The sequence below is a fragment of the Arthrobacter sp. 05L421 genome (genome assembly GCF_056397785.1).
Genome location: NZ_JBFTOC010000001.1, coordinates 550,517 through 575,537, shown reverse-complemented (window position 1 = coordinate 575,537; position 25,021 = coordinate 550,517). Strand labels below are relative to the sequence as shown.

Genomic DNA, 25,021 nt, shown 5'->3' with positions numbered 1-25,021 from the left:
GTCTCCTTTGTTGCCGGCCAGCCGTGGGCCCGGACGGTCGGTGCCGCCGCGGCTAGTGTGCGGCAGGCCTCATTCATGTACTCTAGATCATATTACCGAACGGACGGTCAGTAATGTTCCGGCCGTGTTGATCTTGCTCCCCCGTTGGAAGGACCCGTCAACGATGACCACCACAGCCGCACCCACAGTAGACACTGTCGAGATCGTTCCCAGTTTCATCCGGGGTTCCTGGTGGACTCCCGACGCCGCCTCCGCCGCCGGCGCAGCGCCGGTCCTGGACGCCAGCACCGGCGAACTCCTGGCTAAGGTGAGCACCGAGGGGCTGGATCTCGCCGCGGTCGTGGACTACGGCCGCACCACCGGCCAGGCGGAACTTGGCACGCTGACCTTCCACCAGCGCGCGCTCAAGCTCAAGGAACTGGCGCAGTACCTCAACGGCCGCCGCGAGGAGTTCTACGCGCTCTCGGCGCAGACCGGCGCCACCAAGATCGACTCGATGATCGATATCGACGGCGGGATCGGCGTCCTGTTCACTTTCGGGTCCAAGGGCCGGCGCGAACTGCCCAACTCCCAGGTAGTGGTGGATGGCCCCATGGAGGTGCTGTCCCGCGACGGATCGTTCGCCGGCGAGCACATCTACACCCGCATCCCCGGTGTCGCCGTGCAGATCAACGCCTTCAACTTCCCTGTGTGGGGCATGCTGGAGAAGCTCGCCCCGGCCTTCCTCGCCGGCGTGCCCACCATCGTCAAACCGGCCACCCCCACCGGGTACGTGGCCGCGGCCGTGGTCAAGGCGATCGACGAATCCGGCATCCTGCCCGCGGGCTCGCTGCAGCTGATTTCCGGCTCCGTCCGCACCCTGCTGGACCACCTGGACTACCGCGACCTTGTGGCCTTCACGGGTTCGGCCTCGACAGCTAACACTCTTAAGTCCCACACCAACGTGGTTAAGGGCGGCGTCCGCTTCACGTCCGAGACCGACTCGCTCAACGCCGCGATCCTGGGCCCGGATGCTGTCAAGGGGACGCCGGAATTCGACGCCTTCATCAAGTCCCTCGTCACCGAGATGACCGCCAAGGCCGGCCAGAAATGCACCTCGATCCGCCGCGCGATCGTGCCGCAGGAACTCGTCGCCGACGTCACCGCCGCCGTGGGGGACCGCATCCGCGAACGCGTCGTGCTCGGTGACCCCCGCGCCGAAGGCGTCACCATGGGCGCCCTCGCCTCCCTCGAGCAGCTCGCCGACGTGCGCGCCGCCGTCCAGTCCATGCTCGACGCCGGCGGGGAGCTTGCCTACGGCACGCTCGATGCGCCGAAGGTCACCAGCGCGGACGGCAGCGTCGGCGTCGTCGACGGCGGTGCCTTCATGTCCCCGGTCCTGCTGAGCTGGGCCAACCCGGAGACCGAGGAGGTCCACTCGCTCGAGGCCTTCGGCCCGGTGTCCTCGGTGATCGGCTACACGGACCTGGCCGACGCCGTCCGCCTCGCCGCCCGCGGCGGCGGCTCACTCGTCGCCTCGGTCTGCACGAACGATCCCGAGGTTGCCCGCGAACTCGTCACCGGTATCGCGGCCCACCACGGCCGCGTGCTCATGCTCAACCGCGAGGACGCCCGCAGCTCCACCGGGCACGGATCCCCGGTCCCGCACCTGGTCCACGGCGGCCCCGGCCGCGCCGGCGGCGGCGAAGAGCTCGGCGGCATCCGCTCGGTGATGCACCACATGCAGCGCACGGCCATTCAGGGCTCGCCCAACATGCTTACCGCCGTCACCGGCGTCTGGCACACCGGCGCGGACCGCAACTTCACGCTCGAGACCGAGGGCCAGCACCCGTTCCGGAAATCCCTGGCCACGCTGCACATCGGCGACGCCATCCGCTCGGAGCTGCGTGAGGTCTCTCTGGAGGAAATCACCAAGTTCGCGAACTCCACCGGGGACACCTTCTACGCCCACACCAACCAGGAAGCCGCGGCGGCCAACCCCTTCTTCCCGGGCATCGTGGCGCACGGCTACCTCCTGCTCAGCTGGGCCGCCGGCCTGTTCGTGGAGCCCGCCCCGGGCCCCGTCCTGGCCAACTACGGCCTGGAGAACCTGCGCTTCATCACCCCGGTGGCCGCGGGCGACTCCATCCGTGTGACCCTGACTGCCAAGAAGATCACCCCGCGGGAGACCGACGAGTACGGCGAGGTGGCCTGGGACGCCGTCCTGACCAACCAGAACGACGAAATCGTGGCGACCTACGACGTCCTGACCCTCGTCGAGAAGTAGCCCCTCCCGACGCTCCACCTCACTGAGGCTCCAACGGTCGTTGCAACCCCCAGAATTTATGGGAGTTGCAACGACCGTGTCGGGTTAACAGAGGAGCGGGGTGGACTTTTGCCCGGAAAATGTGGGTTGTCCCGCAATCTAAGTCGTGACACTATCTGCGAGATGCAGAGCTCGGCGGCAGCCTGGCAGCGCATGAACGAAACCCTCACCGAGATCCGAGCCACCCGACAGGAACAACCATGAGCTACGCACGGGACCTGACGTTCAACCTGCGCATCCGCGGGTTCTCGGAAGAGGAGATCGCGGAGACCCTGGACGAAGTCCGCGCTCACGAGAGCGACGCCGGGACTCCGGCTGACGACGACTTCGTTAATGCGCAGGATTACGCGAAGCAGTTTCCCAAGAAGAAGATGCGATCACTGGGTGCAACCATGATCAAGATCGGATTGGTGCTGGCAATCATCTACGGAGCCGTCGCGCTGCTGCTTCTGCCGTTCCTGAGGGTCGATATCCGTGACGTCGTTGGCCCCATAAGACTTTGGCCGGGGCTGATGCTGCTTCTGGGCGGTCTCCTCGCCGGATTCCTGACTGACTACTATCGCCCGGTGCCGCGCTCCGACGCCGCCCGCTGAGGAACGGGGGCATCCGGTGGAGCGTCGCCTGTTCAGGGGGCAATTTGCAGGCTCTTTCCACCACGCTCCGGCGTAAAATCGTGCTCGTAGGAGGTGGCGAAATGTCCCTAGTACTCAACAAAGCCACAACAGTCCTGCCAGTCGATGATGCAGAACGCGCCCGGCGTTTCTACGCCGAGATGCTCGGTCTCCCGCACCGGGGAGTGGCAGACGACGGAAGTGAATTATTTGGCAGCGGCGACGGCCCGATGCTGCAGTTGATGCCAGTCAAGGATGGAAAGCATTCAGAGCACACCACCCTGAGTTTCGAAGTCAGCGAGATCGAACGCACAGTCCAGGAAATGGAAGCCAAGGGCGTCATGTTCCAGGACTACGATCTCCCGGATCTCAAGACTGAAAACCACATTTGTACAACTGATTCAGAGAAGTGTGCCTGGTTCATGGACTCCGAGCACAATATTCTCTGCGTGCACGAGAACATCACCACGGCAGCTGATTACCAGCTCTGAGGTCCGGTCCAGCCCTGGAAAGTCGGGGGGACAAGATCAGGGTGGAGAGAAGCGCGGCGCTCCGGCTCAGCGGGGCGCCCCTTCTGTTGGCGTCCCTTTTGTCGTGGGGGCCGGCCCTCATCCGGGAGGTGCCGCCGGTCCGTTGGGGCGGGACCACGGCGACACGGGGCGGACCTGGAGTACGCCATTGACCCTCAGGTCCACTCTTTCGTTGTAGAAGCTGATGAGGCCGTGGATCTGGGCGGCGTCGCGGTAGCGCCGGTCATAGCTCCACGCGATATTCCTGCCCTGCGCGGACTCCGGGTAGCTCCAGTAGCTCGCTTGGCCCTTGTACGGGCAGACGGTCCGCTTGGGGCTCTCCTCCATCAGTTCCAGCCGCACATCCGACGGCGGGACGTAGTACCGCACCGGGAGCAGCGTCTCGTAGAGCAACTGCGCGCCGTTCGTCTTGGCGAGCGTCACGCCGTCGAGCGCCACATCCACCTCCGCGGACGACGCGCGGATGTCAACGCGGTGGAACGGGTCACGTGGATGGCCGATGATCTCCTCATCGTCCTCGAGCCAGTCGAAGGCGGTGAAATCCAGCACCACGTAGCCGGCTAGGTCCGGGTCCTCGGGGCGGAAGGCTGCCCGGGGAGCCGTTGCCGCCGCAGTCACGACGTCGAGTTCCTCGCCGGGGCAGGTGTGCCTGCCAAACTTTGTGCCGGGGTCGAGTGAGGTCGGAGCCTCGCCCTTCCGAAGCGCGAAGGCGTGTTCCTCGACGGCAGGCGCCGGCAGGGCCGGTGGGGCCAGTTCCGCCTGCAGTTCCTGCTCCGGTACTGCAAAAATGGGGGTGACCCGCCGGGGTTCCCAAACCAGCCAGGCCTGCACCGTGTCCACCACGACGTTGCCGCCGAGGCTTGCACGGACCCTTTTGGCGGTGGGTTCGTAGCGCAGCTGGGGGAAAGCGCCCATGAGCACCTTCGATAATCTGGTGGCCATCTTCACAGCGTGGACCCGGCGCCCGGCTCCGTCAATAAGTTTCGGGGCCGTCGATGAGAGAGTGCCGTCAACGACGGTTCCGCAGGAGAAACGGAAGGCCCCGGCCTAGCGGGGGACGTGGAGGCCGTGGAACGCCATGGTGATGACGTCGTCGGCCAGCTTCTCCGGAGACAGCGAGCCTCCCGGCTTGTACCACTCGACAATCGAGTTGATGGTGCCGAACAGCAGGCGGGTCACGGTGCGGGGGTCAATGTCCTGGCGGAGCGAGCCTTCATCCCGGGCCTCGGAAATCAGGGCGGCGACCTTGTGGTCGAAGGTGCGGCGCCGTTCCAGCGCGTCCCGCTCGATTTCCGTGTTCCCGCGCAGGCGCAGCAGCAGCGTCACGAAGGGCAGCCGCTCCACCAGCACCGAGATGGTCTGGCGGACCACGAACTCCAGCCGGGCATCGGCTGAGCCGGTGGTGGCCCCGGGCTGGTCCAGGATCGCCTCGAGACCGCCCAGGGCATGGTCCAGGGCGAGCTTGAGCAGGTCGCCCTTGGACGGCACGTGGTGGTAGATCGCGGACTTGGAGATGCCCAGGTTCTCGGCAAGGATGCCCATCGAGGTGGCGTCGTAGCCGTGGCGGTTGAAGACGTCGACGGCGATCACCAGCACCGACTGCTGGTCATAGCCGGGGCGGCCGCGCTTGGTGGTGGTTGCTGTGCTGGGCATAGTGGCTAGTTTCTCACGATCGGGTGCTCACTCAGCCCTTGGGGCGCATGTCGTAGATCCGCCGCAGCTTGCCGTTGGACCGCTCCAGCGAACCGGGGTCGACGACGTCGACCGTGCAGGAGGAGCCGACATGGATCTTGATCTGCTGCTGCAGGACCCTGGCAGCGGCCGAAGCACCCTCGCTCGTGACGGCGTCGCGGCGCTCGATCTTGACGGTCAGCTGGTCCATGCGGGTGCCCTCGGGCCGGGTCAGTTCCAGCTGGAAGTGCGGGCTGAGCTCGGGGATGCGCAGGGCGATCTCCTCGATCTGCGACGGGAACAGGTTCACCCCGCGCAGGATGATCATGTCGTCGCTGCGGCCGGTGATGCGGCCCATGCGGCGGTGCGCCGGGCGGGCGGTCCCCGGCAGCAGCCGCGTGAGGTCCTTGGTGCGGTACCGGATGATCGGCAGCGCTTCCTTGGTGAGCGAGGTGAAGACGAGCTCGCCCGGTTCGCCGTCGCCCAGCACCACGGTGGGGTCGAAGGCGTCGATGATCTCGGGCCGGAAGTGGTCCTCCCAGATGTGGCTGCCGTCCTGCGTTTCCACGGCCTCGCCGGCGACGCCCGGGCCCATGACCTCGGAGAGGCCGTAGATGTCGCAGGCCTTGAGGTTCATGGTGGTCTCGAGCTCGTGCCGCATTTCCTCGGTCCACGGCTCGGCGCCCAGGACCGCGTACTTCAGTGACGTGGAGGCCGGGTCGATGCCCTGCTTGATCATCGCGTCGGCAATGGTCAGCAGGTACGTGGGGGTGGCCAGGATGGCGTCGGGCTTGAAGTCCTGGATGAGCGTGATCTGGCGTTCGGTCTGGCCGCCGGAGATCGGGATGACGGTGCAGCCGAGGGCCTCGGCGCCGGCGTGGGCGCCCATGCCGCCGGTGAACAGGCCGTAGCCGTAGGCATTGTGCACCTTCATGCCCGGCCGGACGCCGGAGGCGCGCAGCGAGCGGGCCACGAGTTTGGCCCAGTCGGCGAGGTCCTTCTTGGTGTAGCCCACCACGGTGGCGCGGCCCGTGGTGCCGGAGCTGGCGTGGATCCGGGCGACCTCGTTCTGCGGCACGGCGAACATGCCGAAGGGGTACTCGAGCCGGAGGTCTTCCTTGGTGGTGAAGGGGAACTTGGCGAGGTCGGAGAGCTCACGCAGGTCCGCCGGGTGGACGCCGGCCTCGTCGAACTTGCGCTTGTACAGGGGGACGCGGTCATAGGCGTAGGCCACCGTGTGCTGCAGGCGGCTGAGCTGGAGCGCCTCGAGCTCGTCGCGGGAAATGGTTTCCTCGCGGTCCAGGACAGCGTCAGTGGTGGCGGCGGCAGTTTCTTGGCTCATCTGTGGTTCCCTGTTTCTATTTCTTGGAGATGGTGCGGCTGCGGCCGCGGAACTCGGCGATGAGTTCGCCCGCGGCGGCGCCGGTGGCGAGGTCAGCGGGGAGTTCGCCCGGGACCGTGGCGGAGGGAACCGGGCCGGCGGGTGCCGACGGCGGCGTCCCAGGCGCGCCCGCGCCGGGATCGGCGGCATAGATCTGGATGTCGTAGAGCCCGCTGCGCCCGGTGCTGGCGCGGCGGTTGGCGACGGCGGTCAGGACCTGCCCGCGGAACGCCGGTTTGAGGAAGTTGATGTCGACGCCGGAGGCCACGGTGATGCTGCCCTCCTCGGCCGGGCCCGGGCTGGCCGGGTTGCAGGCCAGTGCGAAGGCGGTGTCGCCGAAGGCGAAGATCATTCCGCCGTGGGCCATGCCGAATCCGTTGAGCATTTCCTGCCGGAGCGTCATCCGGATCGTGGCATGGCCGTCGTCCAGCGCGAGAACTTCGATGCCCATCCATTCGGAGGCATAGTCATCTTTCAGGATGGCGTGGGTGCCACCGGAAATCGTCAGTTCAGCCATGCCTCGTTGCCTCCAGCTTTATTTACCGAATGTTCATTAGGTAATCCCATCCGGGTGCCCGCTGTCAAGAGGTGTAAGTATGCTGGGACACATGGCCAAAGGAATCTACGTCAGCGCGACCACCCCGGGCTCCGGCAAGTCCCTCATAGCGCTGGGGTTGGCGGACACGCTGCACCGGCACGCGGACCGCATCGGCTTCTTCAAGCCTGTGGTCCACGGCAACGACGCCGCTGCGGACCCGATGGTGGCGCTGATGAAGGCCCGGTTCGATCTTGACGACCAGCGCTGCCGCGGCGGCCTGACGTTTGCCGAGGTCCGCGGGCTGCTGGCCGAGGGAAACCGGGCCGAGATCGACGCCCGCTGCGTGGAGATCTTCGCCGAAATGTCCCGCCACTGCGACGTGGTCATTGTGGAGGGCACGGACCTCACCGGCCAGGATGCCGCCGTCGAATTCGATCTCAACGCACGCCTCGCGAACAACCTGGCCGCCTCCGTGGTGGCCGTGGTAGGCGCGAAGGGACGGACAGTCGCGGAAGCCGCAGACGCCGTCGAGGTTGCCCGCAAGGAATTGGCGGCGGAACGCTGCAGCCTCCTGGCCATCATGGTGAACCGTGCCGACCCGGAGGACGTGGACGGGATCGCCGCCGCCGTGAAGCCCGGTGCGTCCGGCCGCCCCGTGTACGTCTTCCCTGAGCTGGAAGACATCGCCCGGCCCACCACCGGCGAGGTGGCCTCGGCCCTCGGGATCGGCCAGGTGGCCGGCCGACCGGACATGGAACGCGACGTCCATTCCATCAAGGTGGCGGCGATGAATGTTGCCAACTTCCTGCACGTGCTCGACGACGGCGCCCTGGTGATCGTTCCGGGGGACCGTGCGGACGTGATGGTGGGGTGCCTCGCGTCCTCGTTCTCTCCGGAGTTCCCGGTGCCGTCGGCGCTCATCCTCACGGGCGGCCTGGCCCCGGACCCCAACATCTACTCGCTGCTGGCGCAGGCGCCATTCCCCGTGTTCGCGGCCCCGGACGACACATACACCACCGCCAAGCGGGTCTCCGAGGTGCGCAGCGAGATCTGGTCCGGGCACCGCCGCAAAGTGGCCTCCGCCCTGGGCCTGTGGGCCAAACGGGTGGACGAAGCGGAGCTGCTGGAGCGGTTGCACCTGCCGCGACCGGAACGGATGACGCCGCTGCGGTTCCTGCACGACCTCATTGAGCGGGCCCGGTTGCAGCGCCGCCACATCGTCCTCCCGGAGGGGAACGACGTGCGGGTCCTGCGCGCCGCCGAGATTCTGCACCGGCGGGACGTCTGCGACCTCACCATCCTGGGCAACGAGTCCGCGGTCCGGGAGCTGGCGTCCACCCGGGGCATCGAGCTCGCCGGAATCAAAATCGTGGATCCCGCGACGTCGGAGCTGCGCCAGCAGTTTGCGGAAAAATATGCGGAGCTGCGCGCGCACAAGGGCGTGGACCTCGCCCGGGCCCTGGAAGTCATGCTGGACGGCAGCTACTTCGGCACCATGATGGTGCAGCTGGGAGCGGTGGACGGCATGGTGTCCGGCGCCGCGCACACCACCGCCCACACCATCCGTCCGGCGCTGGAATTCGTGAAGACGCGTGACGGCGTAAAGATCGTCTCCTCGGTCTTCCTGATGCTGATGCCGGACCGGGTGCTGGTCTACGGCGACTGCGCGGTCAATCCTGACCCGAACGCGGAGCAACTGGCAGACATCGCGCTGGCCTCAGCCGAGACCGCGGTCCAGTTCGGCGTGGAGCCGCGGGTAGCGATGCTCTCCTATTCCACCGGCGGGTCCGGGACCGGGGAGGCAGTGGACAAAGTCCGGCAGGCCACCGAAGCCGTGAAGGGCCGCCGCCCGGATCTCGCCGTCGAAGGCCCCATCCAGTACGACGCCGCCGTGGACGCCGCGATCGCGCAGTCCAAGATGCCCGGCTCGTCCGTCGCCGGGCAGGCCACCGTGTTCATCTTCCCGGACCTCAACACCGGCAACAACACCTATAAGGCAGTCCAGCAGTCCTCGGGGGCGGTCGCCGTCGGGCCTGTCCTGCAGGGGCTCCGGAAGCCGGTCAACGACCTCTCCCGCGGGTGCACCGTGGAGGACATCGTGAACACGGTGGCCATCACCGCCGTCCAGGCGCAGTCCGTGGAGCCCGCTGCCGAGCCGGCACCCGCGGCGGCCCGTGCCTAGTCAGCTGATTTCCCGTCAGCTGTTTTCCGGCTTCGCCGGACTTTCGGGGTCTTCCTGCTTGGCAGGCTCATCGGCCAGCCCGGCCGGCGTGAGATCCAGATCCTGCAGATTCTCGGGGGCCTCGGCGGCTTCTCCGACCTCGGCTGCCTTCGGGTTTCCCGTATCGTCCAGGGCGGGGTTCGCACCTACGACGCCGGTGGGATCCGGCCTTCCGGAACCGCTGGCCGGCTTGGTGCTCTCTGGCTGGGCGGGCTCGCGCTCGGTCGCGTCGTTAGTCATGGAAATCCCTTCGTGCGTTGTCTAGTTGGTCCGCCGACTCTAGGCGCCCGGCCCGGCTTTCGCAACGGATTGGCGCACTTGCCGGTCCGGCAATTTATAGTGGATCCCACGGAGCGCTCCGCCGGGCTCCGGCGTGATGCCAGTCCCGACGCACCCTCACGGTAGCGTCGAAGCCAAGGCTTAGGAGGCCCCATGCTCGTGCTCGTCATCAACTCCGGCTCGTCCTCGCTCAAGTACCAGGTGCGCGACGTTGAGGCCGGCAACGTCCTCACCGAAGGCCTGATCGAAAAGATCGGCATGGGTGCCGGCGGTGAGGGCGACGGCCAGATCGAAGGCCCCCGTGACCACGCGGAGGCCCTCGAACAGGTGGACGCGGCCATCCACGCAGCCTTGGGGGACCGCGTGCTCGATGCCGTGGGCCACCGCGTGGTGCACGGCGGGGAGCGCTTCGCCGAGCCGGTGCTGGTCAACAACGAGATCACCCGGGCCATTGAACGGCTGAACCCGCTCGCTCCGCTGCACAACCCCGCCAACGTCCTCGGCATCCGTGCGATCTCGAAGAAGTGGCCCGAGCTGCCGCAGGTGGCCGTGTTCGACACCGCCTTCCACCGCACCCTGCCCGAGCACGCCTGGCGCTATGCGGTGCCGGACGAGCTCTACACGAACCACGGGATCCGCCGCTACGGATTTCACGGCACCTCGCACGAATACGTTGCGCACCGGGCGGCCACGCTGTTGGATGTTCCGGTCGAGGAGTTCGACGCCGTCATCGCCCACCTGGGGAACGGCGCCTCGGTCACGGCGATCCGTGGCGGCCAGTCGATCGACACGTCCATGGGATTCACCCCCCTCGAAGGACTCGTCATGGGAACCCGCTCTGGCGACCTCGATCCGTCCATCCTGGTCTTCCTGGCCCGGACCGGCTGGTCACCCGAGGACCTGGATTCGATGCTGAACCGGCAGTCCGGGCTCAAGGGCCTGGCCGGAAACAACGACATGCGAGCGGTTGTGGAGGCCGCGGAGGCCGGCGATGCCAAGGCGGCCATGGCCCTGGCGGTCGCGTCGTACCGGCTGGCGAAGTACATCGGCGGGTACCACGTGGCCGTCGGCGGTGCGAAGGCCCTTGTCTTCACGGCCGGGATCGGCGAGAACTCGCACCAGTTCCGTAATCTGGTGGCGCAGCGGCTCGGTGCTCTCGGCGTCGAACTCGACGCCGGGCTGAACCGGGAGCGGTCCAAGGAACCCCGGGTCATTTCCACCCCGACGTCGGCCCTGCCGGTCCTGGTGGTCCCCACCGACGAGGAGCGGGCGATCGCCGAGGCAACGGCCGCCGTCGTCGCCCGGGCATCGGTTGCTCCGTAACCGCCCGTGTGGCGGCTCAAAACGGCGCGTATGGAGCAGCGGATGGGTAGCGTTGAAGTCATGACCGAACCCAAGCCCCTCCCTCCGCTGCCCATCCGCACCGAACGGCTCGTGCTGCGGCGCTTTGAAGCGTCCGACCTCGATGCCTTCCACGCCTACCACTCGCTCCCGGAAACCGCCCGGTTCCTGCCCCGCGAGGCCAAGAGTTACACCCAGTCGATGGAAACGGTGGGACGGTACGCCAACTTCGACTTCGAGAAGGAGGGCGACTGGGTGGCACTGGCCATTGAGTCCGCGGACTCGCCCGGGCTGCTGGGCGAGGTGGTGCTGAAATGGCTGGAGGGGTGCGGGCAGGCCGAGATCGGCTGGAGCCTGGCGCCGGAGGCGCGGGGCCGGGGTATCGCGAGCGAGGCCGCCCGGGCGCTGCTCAAGCTGGGTTTTGAGGACCTGGGCTTCCACCGCATCGACGCCAAGCTCGATGCCCTGAACACGGACTCGGCGGCGCTCTGTGAACGACTCGGCATGCGGCTGGAGTCACGCCAGGTGGATAAGTGGCACTACAAGGGCGAATGGGCCACCGAAGTGGTGTATGCCGTCCTCGCGGATGAATGGAAGGCCCGCTAACCAAGCCCCGGCGGTTGAACCCGGCGGCCTCTGGCTCGGCAGGGATGCTGTGGAGACGAACGCCGCGACGAAGGAGAGCACCGCCTAGGGACAGGCTCTGCCTGCCTCATGCACGGGACGAACCGGGATCATAGGTCCCGTACGTGGGAAGCCCTGCCGACTCAAAGATAAGAATGGCCAGTCCGCCCGGCGTCGTCTCGTTGCGGACCAGACGAAGGCCCGCCGGGGCGCCTCCGGGCGGAAACAGCCGCCTGCCGTTGCCCACCAGCACCGGGGCGATCACCAGCCTCAGTTCATCGATCAACCCTGCGCCCAGCAGCGACTGGGCCAGCCTGGCACTCCCGTGGATCTGCAGCTCCCTGCCGGGCTGCCTCTTCAACTCGGCGACCCGTGCGGGGACGTCCCCGGACAGGATGGTCGTCGGCGCCCACCCAGCGTGCGCCAGGCGGTGCGAGGCCACATACTTCGGCAACCCGTTCATCTTTTCGGTGAACGGATCGTCAGGGTCCGTGATGTTCGGCCAGTCCCTCGCAAAGTTGAGGTAGGTCCGGCGACCGAAGAGTAACGCATCCGCCTCAGCGAGCCAGTGTGCCGCCCGCTGGATGAAATCCTCGTCCAGGTAGGGGACGAACCAGCCTCCCTGTGTGAAGCCGTCGCTGGTGTCCTCCTCGGGCGATCCGGGGCCCTGCGCCACGCCGTCCAATGTGAGGAACTCTGTCAGCGTCAGTTTCATCGATTTGCCTCTCCGTGTTGGTTGCCGCGTTGGTCATCGGGGTTCAACGACTCAGTGCGCCTGGAATCGCGGCAGATGAAAAGTGGCAGGTCAAAGTGGCACTAAGGGGCGAATGGGCCACGGAAATGGTGTACACCCTCCTCGCGGATGAATGGAAGGCCCGCTGGCCCGCGAAGCGCTCAACGGATTGAAGTCCAGGGCGGCGCTCCCTCCCAGTTGCTTCTGCCCGGACCGCCCCGGTCCCGTGTAATCCCGGGGTTCCACGGGACCGGAATCGGTACCGGTGGCCAGCAACTGGGAGGGAGCGCCGTCATCCGGGCAACACGCGCCCCCGGGCGGGCCGGACCCGGTCCGGGTGCCGTTCGGGTCCCCGCCTTAGGGCGCCGGCGGGGCGGTTCCTGCCGGCACGGGCGTGGCCGTCCCCGCCGCAGGCGCGGTGGAACCGGCCGGCGCCGGTGCCGCGGACTGCGTCGGTTGCTGCTCCGCGGGCACGGTGGCCCCAGAACCCGAACCGGAACCCGAACCGGAGCCGGAGCCGGGAACGGACGTCGCGGTACCGCCAGTGGGTGCAGCGACGCCGGCCGGGGCAGTGGTCCCGGAGCGGCTGGATCCCGGTGACGGGGCCTGCGTGCTGCCGGAAGAAGCACCGGTTCTGGCGCCGGAAGTTGCGCCGGATGTTGCGCCCGGCGTCGTGGCCGTACCGGCAGACCCGGCCGGGGTGGCACTCGGATCAGCCTTGATGACCGCCATGATCTGTTCCTTGTACGCGCTGAGCCGGCCCTGGATCTCGGAGAGCGGCTGGTTCCGCAGGTCCTTGCCGTAGGCAGCGATTTCCTGCCACAACGCGTTGAGCCTGGCCGTGCCGTCGCTGCTCAGGGGCCCGTCGAGGGTGAGCACCAGTTGGCTCGCCAGGGCGTAAGTTAAGCACCGGAGGCAGTTATAGTTGGCCGCAGCCGAGAGGTTTTCCGGGACAATCACATCGGTCTGGCCCACAATCAGGACCACTTGGAAGCCCACGGCCACTGCGGCGCAGTCCGCGCAGCTGGCAAAGGCGTAAGCCTCGTTCTTGGTGTCCACGGTCGCGCCGTCGTCCGCCCAGACCAGGGCAAAGGCGACGTCGTAGACCACGGAACGGTCAGTGGTGTTGACCGCGAGGGACTGGTTGCCGTCGTCCTCCGGAGCGGCCGGCCGGTCGAAGGGGAAGACCCAAGAAGGGGCAGACGGCGCCGCGGCGCCGGCCGCACCTGCCGAGCCGGGCGTCGCGGCCGAGCCGTCCGGGGCGGCTTGGCGGGGCACCAGGACCATGCTCAGTTGCGGCTCGTCGCGTGTGGGCTTCCGGGCGCCCTCCGGCCACAGGGCCACGGTCTTGCCCGACTGGCCCTCTGCCATCCGGCTGGTGACGGCGGCCGGGAAGACTGCGGTGGTGGCGTCGGCCAGGGTGCCGCGCTCGTACGGCTGGACGGGTCGGTAGGTATCGGCGCCGGGCCACCAGGCCCAGGCGAGGCCCGCGGCCACGGCCGCGATGGCAACGATGGCGGTGGCGCGCTGGAGGGCCTTGCCGCGGGTCTTCTGCCACAGCCCGGTGGCCAGCTGGCGGACCAGTCGCAGTAGGATGTACAGGATGCCCAGCACCGGCAGTGCCAGGCACGCGATCGCGATCACCCGCACGGCGGCGTCGGCGAAGTCCCCGGCGGTGAGGCTGTGGGAGAGCATGGCCTGCTGCTTGAGGCCGTTGTCCCAGGCGGTGCCGAGAACGCGCGGCAGGGTCAGCACCATGGTGGCCATGCTGAAGAGCAGCAGGGGAACCGTGACCAGCACCCAGATGGTGACCACGGTCCGCGCCCAGGGCTTCAGGAGTCTGGCTTCGGGATCCGTTTTTCGCCACGGCACTAGGGCCAGCAGGGTGGGCTTGATGCGCTGGAACAGGTCCGGGACGCCGGTAGCGTCGGCCAGGATGTGATAGCCGTCGAATCGGACCAGCGGCATCAGCTGCCGGACCATCTGCAGGATTTGGGTGACCACCACCAGCAGCAGCGCGTCGAACCCGGTGGCCCACCAGATGCCCATGATGGCAACGGCCACGATTGCGTTGAAGTAGAGCCCGCCGAGGTCGGTGCGCAGCCTTCCGCCCCGACCCAGCCGGTAGGAATCGGTGACGTCGGTGTAGAAGGCTGGCCACATCAGGTACAGGCCCGTACCCATAGCGCCGGGGGTGGCGCCGCCGCGGCGGGCGGCGGCGGCGTGGCCAAACTCATGGAAACCGGCCGAGAGCACCGTGACCACCAGGATCAGGAGCACCAAGCCGGGGTTGGCGAAGGCTTCGTGGGTGGCCGAAGCCAGACCCTTGACCATCAGCACCCACCAGCACGCGGCCAGGAAGGCAGCGGTCACGGCCACCACGATCAAGGGGTTGAACAGCGTGGCGAACGGCGCGGTGATCTTCCGGGTGCGTTCCGGATCGGTCACGGAATACCGGAAGCGCATGCCCAGCAGCGGGTTCGATTTCTTCACCGCGGGCTCGGAACCGTCCGCCAGCCGGAGGAGGCCGAGCGGGAGGAGCTGGGAGGTGATCAGAGTGCGGACGTTCTCGGCACTGACGAGCCGCCCGAAACTGTTGCTGGCGTGCCCGGCGATTTCCTCCAAGCCCCGCTCGCCGTCGATCGCCTCGAGCACCAGGTACAGCAGGCGGGTGAGCTGGATGGTCTGGCCGTCGGAGCGGCGCACCAGCGACGGGGCTTCCTTGTAGCCGGACCCCTTCGCCTCGCCGATCAGCTGCACGCCGTCGGCCCGCACCGGCACCGGCTGCAGGCCGACCGCCACGGACCGACCTGCGCCCTCAGCACCTGTGCCGGCGGTACCGGCGCCGGCCGTTCCTCCGCCGGCCGTTCGGACGTCGGATCCGGCAGTGACTGCGGCAGACCCGCCTGCAGTATCGGTGGCAGAGCCGACGCCGCCGGGGGCGGGCGCGGCCGGAGGGCCGTCCTGCCCGGACGGCCCTCCGTGCACAGTGCTCATCTGGGTGCTACTGCTTCAGGTCGGACTGCTGGTCAGCCGACGCCGTGGCGTCGCCATGGATGTCCTGGTTGATGATGGCATCCTGATGGGCGACGGCGAACGCGTTGCTGTCGATTGAGCCGATGTTGGCGCCGACGGCCGCGTCGATCGGAGCGGCCACGTTGGCGTTCGCGGCCACCGCGCCATTGATCGGTGCTGCGATGCCGGCGTTGGCGTCCAGGTTTACGTCGACGTTGAGCAGGTTGCCGCTGAGGGCACCCGCGGCGCCGGCGGCTCCGGCCGCATCAGTCGCCGCGCCGCCCAGGTCCGGGGCCGTGCCATCGGGCAGGACGCCGGTGGCCCCGGCGGGAACAGCCCCGGCAGGAACAGCGCCGGCAGGAACGGTACCGGCAGGTACGGCACCGCCGAGATCGGCGGCCGTGCCCGGATCCGAGGCGGCAGGCGCTGCAGCAGCATCCGCCGCGGTCCCGGCATCCGTGCCGCTGCCCTGATCGATGACGCTGTCCTGGGTGGAGTCTGCGGTGGCATCGCCCGTGATGCCCTGGTTGATGAGGGTTCCCTGATCGGCCAGGGCCTGGGACTCGGACCCGAAGGAAAGCACATTTGCCGAGGCAGCGGCATCAATCGGCGCGGCAACGTTGGCGTTGGCCGCGATCCCGAGGTCGATCGGCGCCGCGGCGCTGATCCCCAGATTTAGGTCGGCGTTCAGGTCCAGGACAGAGGCGACCTCCTTGTCCGGGAGGGCGGTGCCGCCCTGTGCCATCAGCTCATCATCAGTCAACGGGGTCATCCCCTGCTCAACGCTCATACCAAACTCCATCTCCGGCACCCTTGCTGCCCCCAGTGAGCAGTTTCTACATCGATGTGCCTAACACCGGTCAATAGTAAGCATGATGATCATTGATTGGGTACCGGAACCCCATCGATTGCTCCGCAACTGCCCTTACGGACGTCCAAAAGGGCGCCAACGGAGCGATCGATGGGTCATTCGGCTATTTCAGCCCGGCTCCCGGCAGCAGTTCGGTGGCGCCGAGGGAATCGGCGACGAACGCGTAGTCCCAGGCCCGTTCGCGCCACTGCACGTACCGGCCCGAGGCGCCGCCGTGGCCGCCTTCCATCTCGATCTTCAGGAGAATCGGCTCGCTTCCGGTATTCACTTCGCGCAGCCGCTGCACCCATTTGGCCGGCTCCACGTAGAGCACGCGGGTGTCGTTGAAGCTGGTGACCGCGGCGATCTTCGGGTACGCCACGGCGCGGACGTTCTCGTACGGCGTGTACGACTTCATGTACGCGTACACGTCCGGGTCCGTGATGGGGTTGCCCCATTCCTCCCACTCCAGCGCCGAGAGCGGCAGCTCGGGGTCCAGGATGGTGGTCAGCGCGTCCACGAACGGGACGGCGGCAACAATCGCCGCAAACTTTTCCGGCGCCAGGTTGGCGACGGCGCCCATCAGTAGGCCGCCGGCGGAGCCGCCCATAGCGGCGATCCGGCCCGGGTCTACCCAGCCGGATCCGGCGAGCCAGTCGGTGGCCGCGATGAAGTCCGTGAACGTGTTCTTCTTGTGCAGCTTCTTGCCGTCGTCGTACCAGTGCCGGCCCAGCTCGCCGCCACCACGGATGTGGGCAATCACGAACACGATGCCCCGGTCCAGCAGGGACAGCCTGGGGATCCCGAAGCCCGGATCCATGCTCATTTCGTACGAGCCGTAGCCGTACACCAGACCGGCCGCCGTCGAATCCTGCGGTACGGAGGTGTGGCGGAGCACCGAGAGCGGAATCTTCGTCCCGTCCCCGGCGGTGGCCCACTCACGGGTGGCGACGTAGTCCGACGGTGAGTAGCCGCCCAGCACCGGGCTCTCCTTGCGCAGCAGGAGTTCACCGCCCGGTTGCTCCGGGGTGGGCAGCACAAAGTCGTAGACCCGGGACGGGGTGAAGTAGGAGGTGTAGCCCATCCGGATGACGGGGGCCTCGTAGTCCGAGCCCGCTACGCCGGCGGTGTACAGCTCCTCGTCGAACGCCGGTTCCACCGCGGCGCCCTGCTCCGGTGTGCCCAGGCCGGCCAGGGGCAGGACCTGGACCCGTTCGATGGTGTCCTTGCGGATGGAGACCACAGCGTGGGTGGAGGTGACCCCGGCGCCGTTGACGCGGACCTGGTCGGAATGGGCGACGACGGTGTCCCAGTGCTGCTCGGCGAGCGGCTTGGCGAGCTCTGCCGGGTCCACCAGCGAGACCATGGAATTGATGGCGTCCTTGTTGTGGGTGAGCAGGATCCGCTCCCGGCTCCGGCCCGAGGCGTCGGCCAGCAGAAACGGCTCGGCCTCGTACAGGACGCGCTCGTCGCGGGAGATCACGGTGCGCAATCCGGCGTCGAAGTCATCAAAGCGCAGCAAGCGGGTCTCGCTGAACTCGGAGCAGCCGATGCTGAGCACCAGGTGGCGCCTGTCAGCCGAGAGCTCGAAACCGAGCCACATGGCGACGTCGTCCTCCTGATAGATCACCGCGTCCTCGCTGACGGGCGTGCCGAGCACGTGGGACTTCACCTGGTACGGCCGCCAGGAATCGTCCACCACGGTATAGAAGATCCGGCTGCCGTCGGGGGAGAAGGAGATGCCGTAGAAGACGTTCTCGATCACGTCCGGCAGCAGCACACCGGTGCGCAGGTCCTTGATGCGCAGCGTGAAGCGCTCGTCGCCGGCGTTGTCCACGGCGTAGGCGTAGAGCGTGCCGTCGACCGTGGTGGCGGCCCCGCCCACGGCGAAGAACGGCTTGCCCTCGGCCTCGAGGTTGCCATCGAGGAGGACTTCCTCGCCGGGGATGACGACGCCGGCTTCCACGGCCGGGGGAGTCCAGTCCGCGACGCGGTCCCCGGTGTCCTGGCCGCGCACGCGGCAGTGGATGCCGTACTCCTTGCCCTCGACCGAGCGGGTGTAGTACCACCAGCCGTCCTTGCGGTTCGGGACGGAGAGGTCCGTTTCCTGGGTGCGGCCCTTGATCTCCTGGAAGATGGCCTCGCGCAGCGGCTCCTGGTGCGCGGTTAACGCCTCCTGATAGGTGTTTTCCGCCTTGAGCAGGTCCACCACCTCGGCGGATTCCTTGTCCCGCAGCCACTCGTAGTTGTCCTCGAACGCGTCGCCGTGGTGGGTGCGCACCGAGGGAACTTTCCGGGCGGCGGGGGGCTGGTGGGACGGCTGGGCGGGAGTTTGGGTCATGGACCCAATGTACCGAAGAGGAGCCTCAGTTGCCGTTCTGCAGATTGTGGGCCGCCACGTAGCGGGCGAGCGTTCCCGAGCCCAGTGCGGCGGAGACCGCGGCGGTCGCGGCAGGGTCCTGGAGGACAATCGACTGGCCGTCCTGGCTGAACCCGGTGCCGGCGGTCGGCAGCGTGAAGAACGCGCCACGGCCCGGCACTGTGTTGCGGAGGCTGGAGGCGAGGTTTTCCAGCGACTTGAGGGTGAAGCTTGCGTCCAGGGTCACGTGCGGCAGCACGGTTTTGATGAGTTTGCGGATGGTGTCGCGGTCCGCCAGCCGGCCTTCGGATGCCATCTTTGCCATGACGGCTTTGAGGAAAGTTTGCTGGTTCCGGACCCTCTGGTAGTCGCCGTCGGGGAAGGCATGGCGCTCACGGACAAAGGCCAGGGCCTGGAGCCCGTTGAGTCGGTTGACGCCCGCCGGAAAATACACCTTGTCATCAGCGGTGCTGGTGAATGCCCGCTTGACGTTGACGTCGACGCCGCCGAGCGCGTCTGTCAGGGCGGCAAAACCCTGAAAGTCCAACATCACGGTGTGGTCGATGTGCTGGCCCAGCAGCGCCTCCACCGTCCGCGTCATCAGGGGCAGCCCGCCAAGTTCAAGCCCGGCGTTCACTTTCGCGGTTCCGTGACCGGGGATTTTCACCCACAGGTCGCGCATGATCGAGATGCCGTAGACGCTCTTCCGGTCCGCCGGGAGGTGGATCAGTACGAGGGCGTCCCCGCGCTGGTCGGAGGCGGAGCCGCCGGCGGCCGCAGCCCGTTCATTCACGCGGCTGTCGCTCCCGATCAGCAAGATGTTGAGGGCGACGGCGGGTGGTTCCGGCGTGGGTGTGGGGCTGGGCGGCGGCGAGGGCGTGGGGCTCGGTACCCTCGCTGTGGCGGCAGCCGGGGTAGCGGTCGGCACCGCGTCTCCGGCCGGAGCGGGCCCCCCGGCCCGCTGCCCTGTGAGGACGTACGCCGCGACGGCCACGACCACCGCGAGCAGCGCGCCCAGAATCACTATCATCGGACGACGGCGGCCCGCCGCGGGGGATGTGGAAGGGGGCGGGGACGCCGCGGAAGCCGCGTCTGCTGGCTCCGGATCGTTCCCCATGAACGGACGCTAGCACTGCCGCCCGCCGCGGGCTAAGGGTCCAAGGGCCTCTCCTGCCGCCTCACTTGACGGGGCTCAGTTCCCGTTCTCGAACTTGTTCGCGGCGACGTACTCGCCCAGGGAATCCGAGGCCATCGCCGCGGAAATGTCCTTGATGGCGTTCGGGTCTGTCAGCACGATCGACTGGCCGTCCGTGGACGTTCCGATGCCGCCGGTTGGCAGCGTGAACATGACGGTGTTCTGCGCACGGATGTCCTTGAGCTCGAGCCCCAGCCCTGCCACGGCGCCCGAGTCCAGGGTCTTGTCGACCGTGACAAACGGCGAGACGGCGCCCACCATGTTGTTGATCGTGATCGGGTTGCTCAGGGTCTGGCCCGCGATCGACTTCTTGATGATGGCCCGCAGGAACTCCTGCTGGTTGCGGACCCGCTGGTAGTCGCCGTCCGCGTACGCGTGGCGTTCGCGAACGAAGGCCAGGGCTTGCGTTCCATTGAAGGTGTGCTGGCCCGGGGCGAAGGACTGGCCCGGCAGTGCGGTCGAGGTGAACGGTACCTTGATGTTCACGCTCACCCCACCCAGCGCGTCTGTGAGTCCCTTGAAGCCCTCGAAGTCGATCATCGCCACGTGATCGATGCGCTGGTGGAAGATCGACTCGATGGTCTGCACCATCAGGGGCGTGCCGCCTAGGGCCAGCGCCGAGTTGATCTTCGCCTCGCCGTGACCGGGGATGTCCACCCAGAGGTCGCGCATGATGGACATGGTGTAGATGTTCTTGCGGTCCGCCGGGATGTGCATGAGCATCAGTGTGTCCGCGCGCTGGTTCGTGGGCGTTCCACCCGCGGCATCAGATTCGGTGGCGCCGCGGCTGTCGCTGCCCATCACCAGGATGTTCATCGCGGTATTTGTCTTCTGCGGGCGCGTGGACTCCTCCGGGAAGGCCTGGTCAATCTTGCTCGTGCCGGAGTCAAAGGTCCGTGCGAGGTTGAAGAGGTAGCCACCTGCCACCACCGCGACGAGCGCAACCACGACGGCGACGGCGATCAGCACGTTGCGGCCTCGGCGTTTCTTCACGGGCCGCCGTTCGCGGGTTTCCGCCCCGCGGACGTCATCTGGGCTGTCGAAGGGGTGTGTCATGAGTTCCTCTAAGTCGGCCGGGCCTGGTGCCCGGATTCTGGCTGTCAGTACCCAGGCGTGCCGCGCCGGAGCATTGAGGGGCGCGAAACGCAGAGTGCACTGGCTGGCCGCGCTGGCTCGTCCTGCATCCGGTGGATGCAGTTCCCCGCCGTGGCGGTAGGAGGCCACGACGTCGCTCTCCGTTGCGTCTGGACTTGGGCCAAGTGCCTGGATGGCCGCCGTGGGGCCTCCTTTACAATACACCGGGCCTACCGATCAACACTTTTCCGCTAATAAACCGGCACATAACGCGACGTTTCCCCGATATGAAGCGCCCTGTTGCCTGCGTCACACTCCCTGCCTAGGCTGGGTTGCGGTCGCAGCGTCGCGGCCAAAGCGGTCGCAGCGTCGCGACCAAGCGGTAAATGCACGAACAGGGGAATCGTTGTGGACCACAAAATCCGGGTTCTTGTCAGGCTCGATCTCGATTGCGGCCAGGCAGAAGTAGCAGCACAGGGACATGTGACGGCGAGGAGCCTCCAAGCCCTGTACGTGGTGGTCAAGCGGGCAAACCACTTGAGGGAAGGACTCCATTTGGTGGTGGATGTCAGCCACGCCGTGGTGGAACCGGCGGCCCTCGAGCAGTTGCGGGAGTGCTCCGCCTCCCACCACCTGCCGCCCGCCATTGATCCGCTTCAGTCAGAATGCCAGCTCAGCATCGTCGCGCCGGCGGAAACGGCCGCTGTTCCCCGGGTCCGAAGGCTGGCGGCGGCCTAGATACAAGCACCCGACTCAGCTGCGGTGGTTTGCGAACCGCAGAATGGCGAGGATGGCCGGGACGAGCTCGTCCACCATCTGGTCGTAGGACTCCTGCCCGCGTCGGTAGGGATCCACAACGTCGTTGTCAGAGGCGTCCTTGGGCAGTGCCAAGTGCCTTACCGACGCCGCGTGGCCGGGGAGCTCCCGCCAAAAGGCCGAAACGTCACTGGATGGGGAGGGCGCGTCGCGCTGCTCAAGGACCTCAAGCATCCGGGCAAACTCGCGGATAGTAAAGGTGCGCTTCAGCAATGAGGCATCCAACTGCATCACCTCACCGCGATGACCAACGGTCATCGTCAACACCAGATCGGACTGCTTGAGGATCTCCGGCGTGAGTTGGCGGGCCGCAAAGCCGTCCGGCGTTCCGCCATAAGTCCTGATGATCTCTGCAGAGAGTGGCTGGATAGGCTCGCCCACCATCGCCCGCGTGCCGGCGCTCCGCACCTCAAAGGAACCGGGTTGCACCTGGTCCAGGCCAGCTTGCAGCAGGCGCTCGGCCACCGGCGAGCGGCAGATGTTGCCGGTGCAGACCGTCAGGATCCGAACGGGGCGGGGCGATTGCAAGGACAATCCACCTTCCATTAGCGAGACTCTTGCCAGCGGCATGGTTTCCGAGTCTAACTGCGCATGGCGAGCCTGGCTGCCGGAAAGCGGCCATGAGATTTTGCTTTCTTTTCCGACCAGGGTCTCGAGTGAAGAATGTCGTGGCCGAGGTCAACGGGCACCGGGTGGGCCGCGGCCTGAGCCTGCTGACCGTCCTCGGCCCGCTCGCGCTCACGAAACTGGGCGTTCACGACCGGCCGGCCCCGGCGTGGCGGTCGCGAGCGGCGCCTAGTGGCCCGCCCCACGGGCTGGGTTCCCCTGCCTGCGGGCGCCGCCTCCCCGTGGCTGGAAAATTAGCAGCGGGATGGCGCTAGTCGGCAGACGGCCGCTGCCGTTGACGTTTCGTCTCTGCCCGCTGTCCCTTTGCGGCGAGGCGTCGACGGTTCGAGCCCCGGGTGGGTTTGGTGGCGCGGCGTCGGGCACCTTCGGGAGCAAGCCCCTCTGCCACGAGCGCGGCGAGCTTGGCCAGCGCGATCTCGCGATTGCGCAGCTGAGAGCGCCGCTCCGAGGCGGTCACGGTGATCACTCCGGTGATGAGACGCTGGCCCAGACGCGTGAGGAGCATCAGCCGTTGGCCATCCGAAAGCGCTGCCGAGCCGGCAACGTTCCACGAGAGTTCGACGCGGCTGTCCGAGGTATTGACGTGTTGACCGCCGGGCCCGGACGAACGCGAAAACCGCCAGCCGAGTTCTGCGGCGGGAATCGTGAGCGCGGGCGACACCTCCAGATCCATGCCACTAGCCTTGCACGATCCGGGCGCGATCAAAGCACCAATCCCTGCGCGGGCTCATAAGTGCTGGGGGCTGAAGTTTCGGCTGCTGATTTCTACACCGCCGAGCCGGGCGGACGCAGCAGAATTATTCCGAGTCCGGCTGCGTTCGACAACGTCACGGTGCGCCACAGCGACGGCCGCTACGCGACATACGCCCATATGCAGAAGGGCCCGGTGTCCGTTGAAGTGGGCGACAACGTCCTGCCCGGCCAGACACTGGGCAAGATCGGCAACACCGGAAACACGTCCGCGCCGCACCGGCACTTCGGGGACCGGCGCTGACGGCAGCGACTAGATGAAGCCGAAGACGGGCGGGAAGACCGCCACCACGACTGCTGCCCAGACGCCATAGATCGGCAGGTAGCGGGTTTGCCAGCGCTCGACGGCAGCAAACGGGAGACGGCAGCGCAGGAAGGCGACGGCGAGCCACGCCGCCCGCAACAAGTGCACCAACAGCAGCAGGTTCAGGCCCAGCGCGGCGATCTTGTTGGGGCTGTAGCCGAATTCGGCGATGCGGGCCAGCATCGCCGTCAGCATCACGGCATCGACCGCAAGGGCCGCGATGACGAGGGCCAACTGCAATGCATCGAACAATCCGGGAGGGGCGAGCGGGTCGCGGGCGGAAATCGAATAGAGCAGCAGGCAGAGGACGAGCACCAGGATTGCGTCCATGAGGATGAGCAGGTTTCGATCGATGTCGACGAAGCCGCCCGCCGTGGCCAGCACGGCCAGCAGGACCAGCAGCATGGCAACGGTCAGCGGCGTGAAAACGCGGGTGAGCACGGGGGCCATATTTTCCACAACCTGCTGCTTGGCCTCGACGAGCCAGGCCGCGACCACCAGAGCCCCGGGCACGGCGAACGGAAAGACCCAGCCTTCCAGGACGGGCTGGAAATCGACACCAATACCCCGGAGGGTCGCGAGTGTGAGGGCGATCAGGACTGCCCCGCCCAGCGCCAGCAGCGTGTAGTAGACCGCGAGCTCGCCGGTGAACCGGACGAAGTCCATGCGTCGCTTGTCGGACCGCCACCTCCCGCCGACGTAGGCCACTCCGATCAGCAGCCACAGGATGACCGGGGCGTGCAGGGCGGCGAGCATCCCGGTGGATCCGGCTGGGGCGAACGGGTAGACGTTGAGGGCGAGCGCCAGGGCGGCAAACGGGACGATCAGTGTCGCCGCCACCGCACCGGTGATGCGCCGCTTCCACGCGAAGTACGCGGCCAGGAAGGGGAATACGATCAGGCCCAGGTTGCGCATCAGGGCTTCGCCGTCGTCGAACCAGGCAGAGCCGGCCTTGACGGCCGCGCCCGCCCCGACGGCGAGTGAGAGGACGACGGCCAACTCGCGCCACGGGGACGCGCTGGCGTCGTCGGAGCCTGCCGGTACCAGGACGAGTTGCTTCCACAGCCGGTCCGAGTGCTCTCGGGCAAATTCGCGGGAGACGGCGTCCAGGTTGCCTAGGCGCTTGATGGCGACGAGAAAGGCCTCCTCGTCGTCGAGGCCGGTCGCCTGCCGGTCGGCGATTTGCTCGCGCAGATGGTCCTCGAGCTCGTCGACGTCGGCGGGGGAGATCGCCCGGTTCCGCTGAACGTATCCGCGCCACCGGTCGATCTGGGCCTCCAGCTCAGCGTGTGGCGTCATCACGCCCACCCCTCAGTCGCGGCCGCCGGGCCTTGGGTGGTCTGCCACACCTGGCGCAGCGCGTCTGCGACGACGGTCCACTGCTCCTGGCGGTCGGCGAGGGCATCCCTGCCCGCCGGCGTGATGGTGTAGTGCTTGCGCCGGCGCCCGGCGTCGGACGTCCCCCACAGCGAGGACACGTAACCGAGCCGCTCGAGCCGGTGCAGCAGCGGATAAAGCATTCCGTCGGTCCACTGCATGCCGCCGCCCGAGAGCTCAGTCACCCGCTTGAGGATTGCGTAGCCATACAGGTCGCCGTCCGCCAAGATGCCCAGCACAAGGGGAGTGGCTGAAGCGGCGACCAGGTCTTTATCAATGCGCACCGCGCCTCCTGTGCCTAGAAGTGATACGTAGGACTGAAAGGTATCAAACATAGTAGCTCTAGGTATAGATGCCCTGGCGCGGCGGTTTGCGGCAAACCTTTGTCCTTGACGCATCTCGCGCCTTCCGCATATCCTG

Annotated in this window: 23 protein-coding genes; 8 read left to right on the top strand and 15 right to left on the bottom strand. The window is 67.3% G+C overall.

The window, feature by feature from the left end; translation table 11 throughout:
- Window positions 1–163: 163 nt before the first annotated feature.
- The 3 genes from paaZ (at window position 164) to AC1DKQ_RS02645 (ending at window position 3,407) form a co-directional block, all read left to right on the top strand.
- The gene (gene paaZ, locus AC1DKQ_RS02655; protein ID WP_476918133.1) at window positions 164–2,266 is read left to right on the top strand and encodes a phenylacetic acid degradation bifunctional protein PaaZ; all 2,103 of its coding nucleotides are present in this window, start codon (window positions 164–166) and stop codon (window positions 2,264–2,266) included.
- 239 nt (window positions 2,267–2,505) lie between these two features.
- Window positions 2,506–2,898, top strand: coding sequence for a hypothetical protein (locus AC1DKQ_RS02650; protein ID WP_476918132.1), 393 nt, complete (start codon window positions 2,506–2,508; stop codon window positions 2,896–2,898).
- Between the two features lie 101 nt (window positions 2,899–2,999).
- Entirely contained in the window at window positions 3,000–3,407 is a 408-nt protein-coding gene (locus AC1DKQ_RS02645) for a VOC family protein (protein WP_476884519.1), read from the top strand.
- 117 nt (window positions 3,408–3,524) lie between these two features.
- On the opposite strand, the gene AC1DKQ_RS02640 is transcribed toward AC1DKQ_RS02645, so the two are convergent.
- From AC1DKQ_RS02640 to AC1DKQ_RS02625, 4 genes are all read right to left on the bottom strand, one after another.
- A complete protein-coding gene (locus AC1DKQ_RS02640) occupies window positions 3,525–4,388 on the bottom strand; it encodes a DUF427 domain-containing protein (protein WP_476918131.1) in 864 nt (287 codons plus the stop codon).
- Between the two features lie 105 nt (window positions 4,389–4,493).
- A complete protein-coding gene (locus AC1DKQ_RS02635; RefSeq protein ID WP_377987453.1) occupies window positions 4,494–5,099 on the bottom strand; it encodes a TetR/AcrR family transcriptional regulator in 606 nt (201 codons plus the stop codon).
- A gap of 31 nt (window positions 5,100–5,130) precedes the next feature.
- Window positions 5,131–6,459: a phenylacetate--CoA ligase PaaK gene (gene paaK, locus AC1DKQ_RS02630; RefSeq protein WP_476918130.1), complete on the bottom strand. Its 1,329-nt coding sequence runs from the start codon at window positions 6,457–6,459 to the stop codon at window positions 5,131–5,133.
- Window positions 6,460–6,475: 16 nt separating this feature from the next.
- Window positions 6,476–7,015 (bottom strand): hotdog fold thioesterase, encoded by a 540-nt coding sequence (locus AC1DKQ_RS02625; protein ID WP_476884522.1) that lies wholly within the window; start codon window positions 7,013–7,015, stop codon window positions 6,476–6,478.
- A gap of 91 nt (window positions 7,016–7,106) precedes the next feature.
- Between AC1DKQ_RS02625 and pta the strand changes: the two genes are divergently transcribed.
- Entirely contained in the window at window positions 7,107–9,218 is a 2,112-nt protein-coding gene (gene pta, locus AC1DKQ_RS02620) for a phosphate acetyltransferase (protein ID WP_476918129.1), read from the top strand.
- A gap of 15 nt (window positions 9,219–9,233) precedes the next feature.
- On the opposite strand, the gene AC1DKQ_RS02615 is transcribed toward pta, so the two are convergent.
- Window positions 9,234–9,497, bottom strand: coding sequence for a hypothetical protein (locus AC1DKQ_RS02615; protein ID WP_476918128.1), 264 nt, complete (start codon window positions 9,495–9,497; stop codon window positions 9,234–9,236).
- A 192-nt stretch (window positions 9,498–9,689) separates the two neighbouring features.
- On the opposite strand from AC1DKQ_RS02615, the gene AC1DKQ_RS02610 reads away from it, so the two are divergent.
- Window positions 9,690–10,859: an acetate kinase gene (locus AC1DKQ_RS02610; protein ID WP_476918127.1), complete on the top strand. Its 1,170-nt coding sequence runs from the start codon at window positions 9,690–9,692 to the stop codon at window positions 10,857–10,859.
- A gap of 60 nt (window positions 10,860–10,919) precedes the next feature.
- Window positions 10,920–11,483, top strand: a complete 564-nt coding sequence (locus tag AC1DKQ_RS02605) for a GNAT family N-acetyltransferase (protein ID WP_476884526.1) — start codon at window positions 10,920–10,922, stop codon at window positions 11,481–11,483.
- 106 nt (window positions 11,484–11,589) lie between these two features.
- Here AC1DKQ_RS02605 and AC1DKQ_RS02600 read toward each other — a convergent pair whose 3' ends face one another.
- The 6 genes from AC1DKQ_RS02600 to AC1DKQ_RS02575 form a co-directional block, all read right to left on the bottom strand.
- Window positions 11,590–12,216, bottom strand: a complete 627-nt coding sequence (locus tag AC1DKQ_RS02600) for a dihydrofolate reductase family protein (protein ID WP_476918126.1) — start codon at window positions 12,214–12,216, stop codon at window positions 11,590–11,592.
- A 375-nt stretch (window positions 12,217–12,591) separates the two neighbouring features.
- Window positions 12,592–15,231 carry a hypothetical protein gene (locus tag AC1DKQ_RS02595; protein ID WP_476918125.1) on the bottom strand — a complete coding sequence of 880 codons (2,640 nt, stop codon included), beginning with the start codon at window positions 15,229–15,231 and terminating at the stop codon, window positions 12,592–12,594.
- A gap of 7 nt (window positions 15,232–15,238) precedes the next feature.
- Window positions 15,239–16,039, bottom strand: coding sequence for a peptidoglycan-binding protein (locus AC1DKQ_RS02590; protein ID WP_476918124.1), 801 nt, complete (start codon window positions 16,037–16,039; stop codon window positions 15,239–15,241).
- Window positions 16,040–16,223: 184 nt separating this feature from the next.
- Window positions 16,224–18,440 (bottom strand): S9 family peptidase, encoded by a 2,217-nt coding sequence (locus AC1DKQ_RS02585; RefSeq protein ID WP_476918123.1) that lies wholly within the window; start codon window positions 18,438–18,440, stop codon window positions 16,224–16,226.
- Window positions 18,441–18,465: 25 nt separating this feature from the next.
- Window positions 18,466–19,575 carry an LCP family protein gene (locus AC1DKQ_RS02580; protein WP_476884531.1) on the bottom strand — a complete coding sequence of 370 codons (1,110 nt, stop codon included), beginning with the start codon at window positions 19,573–19,575 and terminating at the stop codon, window positions 18,466–18,468.
- A gap of 75 nt (window positions 19,576–19,650) precedes the next feature.
- Window positions 19,651–20,709 carry an LCP family protein gene (locus AC1DKQ_RS02575; protein WP_476884532.1) on the bottom strand — a complete coding sequence of 353 codons (1,059 nt, stop codon included), beginning with the start codon at window positions 20,707–20,709 and terminating at the stop codon, window positions 19,651–19,653.
- A gap of 426 nt (window positions 20,710–21,135) precedes the next feature.
- On the opposite strand from AC1DKQ_RS02575, the gene AC1DKQ_RS02570 reads away from it, so the two are divergent.
- Window positions 21,136–21,465 carry a hypothetical protein gene (locus tag AC1DKQ_RS02570; RefSeq protein WP_476884533.1) on the top strand — a complete coding sequence of 110 codons (330 nt, stop codon included), beginning with the start codon at window positions 21,136–21,138 and terminating at the stop codon, window positions 21,463–21,465.
- Between the two features lie 15 nt (window positions 21,466–21,480).
- Here AC1DKQ_RS02570 and AC1DKQ_RS02565 read toward each other — a convergent pair whose 3' ends face one another.
- Together AC1DKQ_RS02565 and arfB are read right to left on the bottom strand one after the other, a co-directional pair.
- Window positions 21,481–22,071 (bottom strand): arsenate reductase/protein-tyrosine-phosphatase family protein, encoded by a 591-nt coding sequence (locus AC1DKQ_RS02565; protein ID WP_476918176.1) that lies wholly within the window; start codon window positions 22,069–22,071, stop codon window positions 21,481–21,483.
- Between the two features lie 349 nt (window positions 22,072–22,420).
- Window positions 22,421–22,843, bottom strand: coding sequence for an alternative ribosome rescue aminoacyl-tRNA hydrolase ArfB (gene arfB, locus AC1DKQ_RS02560; protein WP_476918122.1), 423 nt, complete (start codon window positions 22,841–22,843; stop codon window positions 22,421–22,423).
- 60 nt (window positions 22,844–22,903) lie between these two features.
- On the opposite strand from arfB, the gene AC1DKQ_RS02555 reads away from it, so the two are divergent.
- Window positions 22,904–23,164 (top strand): M23 family metallopeptidase, encoded by a 261-nt coding sequence (locus AC1DKQ_RS02555; protein WP_476918121.1) that lies wholly within the window; start codon window positions 22,904–22,906, stop codon window positions 23,162–23,164.
- 9 nt (window positions 23,165–23,173) lie between these two features.
- Here AC1DKQ_RS02555 and AC1DKQ_RS02550 read toward each other — a convergent pair whose 3' ends face one another.
- Window positions 23,174–24,523 carry a permease prefix domain 1-containing protein gene (locus tag AC1DKQ_RS02550; RefSeq protein WP_476918120.1) on the bottom strand — a complete coding sequence of 450 codons (1,350 nt, stop codon included), beginning with the start codon at window positions 24,521–24,523 and terminating at the stop codon, window positions 23,174–23,176.
- The gene (locus AC1DKQ_RS02545; RefSeq protein ID WP_476884538.1) at window positions 24,523–24,885 is read right to left on the bottom strand and encodes a PadR family transcriptional regulator; all 363 of its coding nucleotides are present in this window, start codon (window positions 24,883–24,885) and stop codon (window positions 24,523–24,525) included. The genes AC1DKQ_RS02550 and AC1DKQ_RS02545 overlap by 1 nt, the downstream gene beginning before the upstream one ends.
- Window positions 24,886–25,021 lie beyond the last annotated feature (136 nt).

Excerpts from the sequence above, each read along its gene's own strand:
- paaZ (WP_476918133.1), top strand. The coding sequence starts at position 164 with ATGACCACCACAGCCGCACCCACAGTAGACACTGTCGAGATCGTTCCC.
- AC1DKQ_RS02650 (WP_476918132.1), top strand. The coding sequence starts at position 2,506 with ATGAGCTACGCACGGGACCTGACGTTCAACCTGCGCATCCGCGGGTTC.
- AC1DKQ_RS02645 (WP_476884519.1), top strand. The coding sequence starts at position 3,000 with ATGTCCCTAGTACTCAACAAAGCCACAACAGTCCTGCCAGTCGATGAT.
- AC1DKQ_RS02640 (WP_476918131.1), bottom strand. The coding sequence starts at position 4,388 with ATGGCCACCAGATTATCGAAGGTGCTCATGGGCGCTTTCCCCCAGCTG.
- AC1DKQ_RS02635 (WP_377987453.1), bottom strand. The coding sequence starts at position 5,099 with ATGCCCAGCACAGCAACCACCACCAAGCGCGGCCGCCCCGGCTATGAC.
- paaK (WP_476918130.1), bottom strand. The coding sequence starts at position 6,459 with ATGAGCCAAGAAACTGCCGCCGCCACCACTGACGCTGTCCTGGACCGC.
- AC1DKQ_RS02625 (WP_476884522.1), bottom strand. The coding sequence starts at position 7,015 with ATGGCTGAACTGACGATTTCCGGTGGCACCCACGCCATCCTGAAAGAT.
- pta (WP_476918129.1), top strand. The coding sequence starts at position 7,107 with ATGGCCAAAGGAATCTACGTCAGCGCGACCACCCCGGGCTCCGGCAAG.
- AC1DKQ_RS02615 (WP_476918128.1), bottom strand. The coding sequence starts at position 9,497 with ATGACTAACGACGCGACCGAGCGCGAGCCCGCCCAGCCAGAGAGCACC.
- AC1DKQ_RS02610 (WP_476918127.1), top strand. The coding sequence starts at position 9,690 with ATGCTCGTGCTCGTCATCAACTCCGGCTCGTCCTCGCTCAAGTACCAG.
- AC1DKQ_RS02605 (WP_476884526.1), top strand. The coding sequence starts at position 10,920 with ATGACCGAACCCAAGCCCCTCCCTCCGCTGCCCATCCGCACCGAACGG.
- AC1DKQ_RS02600 (WP_476918126.1), bottom strand. The coding sequence starts at position 12,216 with ATGAAACTGACGCTGACAGAGTTCCTCACATTGGACGGCGTGGCGCAG.
- AC1DKQ_RS02595 (WP_476918125.1), bottom strand. The coding sequence starts at position 15,231 with ATGAGCACTGTGCACGGAGGGCCGTCCGGGCAGGACGGCCCTCCGGCC.
- AC1DKQ_RS02590 (WP_476918124.1), bottom strand. The coding sequence starts at position 16,039 with ATGAGCGTTGAGCAGGGGATGACCCCGTTGACTGATGATGAGCTGATG.
- AC1DKQ_RS02585 (WP_476918123.1), bottom strand. The coding sequence starts at position 18,440 with ATGACCCAAACTCCCGCCCAGCCGTCCCACCAGCCCCCCGCCGCCCGG.
- AC1DKQ_RS02580 (WP_476884531.1), bottom strand. The coding sequence starts at position 19,575 with ATGGGGAACGATCCGGAGCCAGCAGACGCGGCTTCCGCGGCGTCCCCG.
- AC1DKQ_RS02575 (WP_476884532.1), bottom strand. The coding sequence starts at position 20,709 with ATGACACACCCCTTCGACAGCCCAGATGACGTCCGCGGGGCGGAAACC.
- arfB (WP_476918122.1), bottom strand. The coding sequence starts at position 22,843 with ATGGATCTGGAGGTGTCGCCCGCGCTCACGATTCCCGCCGCAGAACTC.
- AC1DKQ_RS02550 (WP_476918120.1), bottom strand. The coding sequence starts at position 24,523 with ATGACGCCACACGCTGAGCTGGAGGCCCAGATCGACCGGTGGCGCGGA.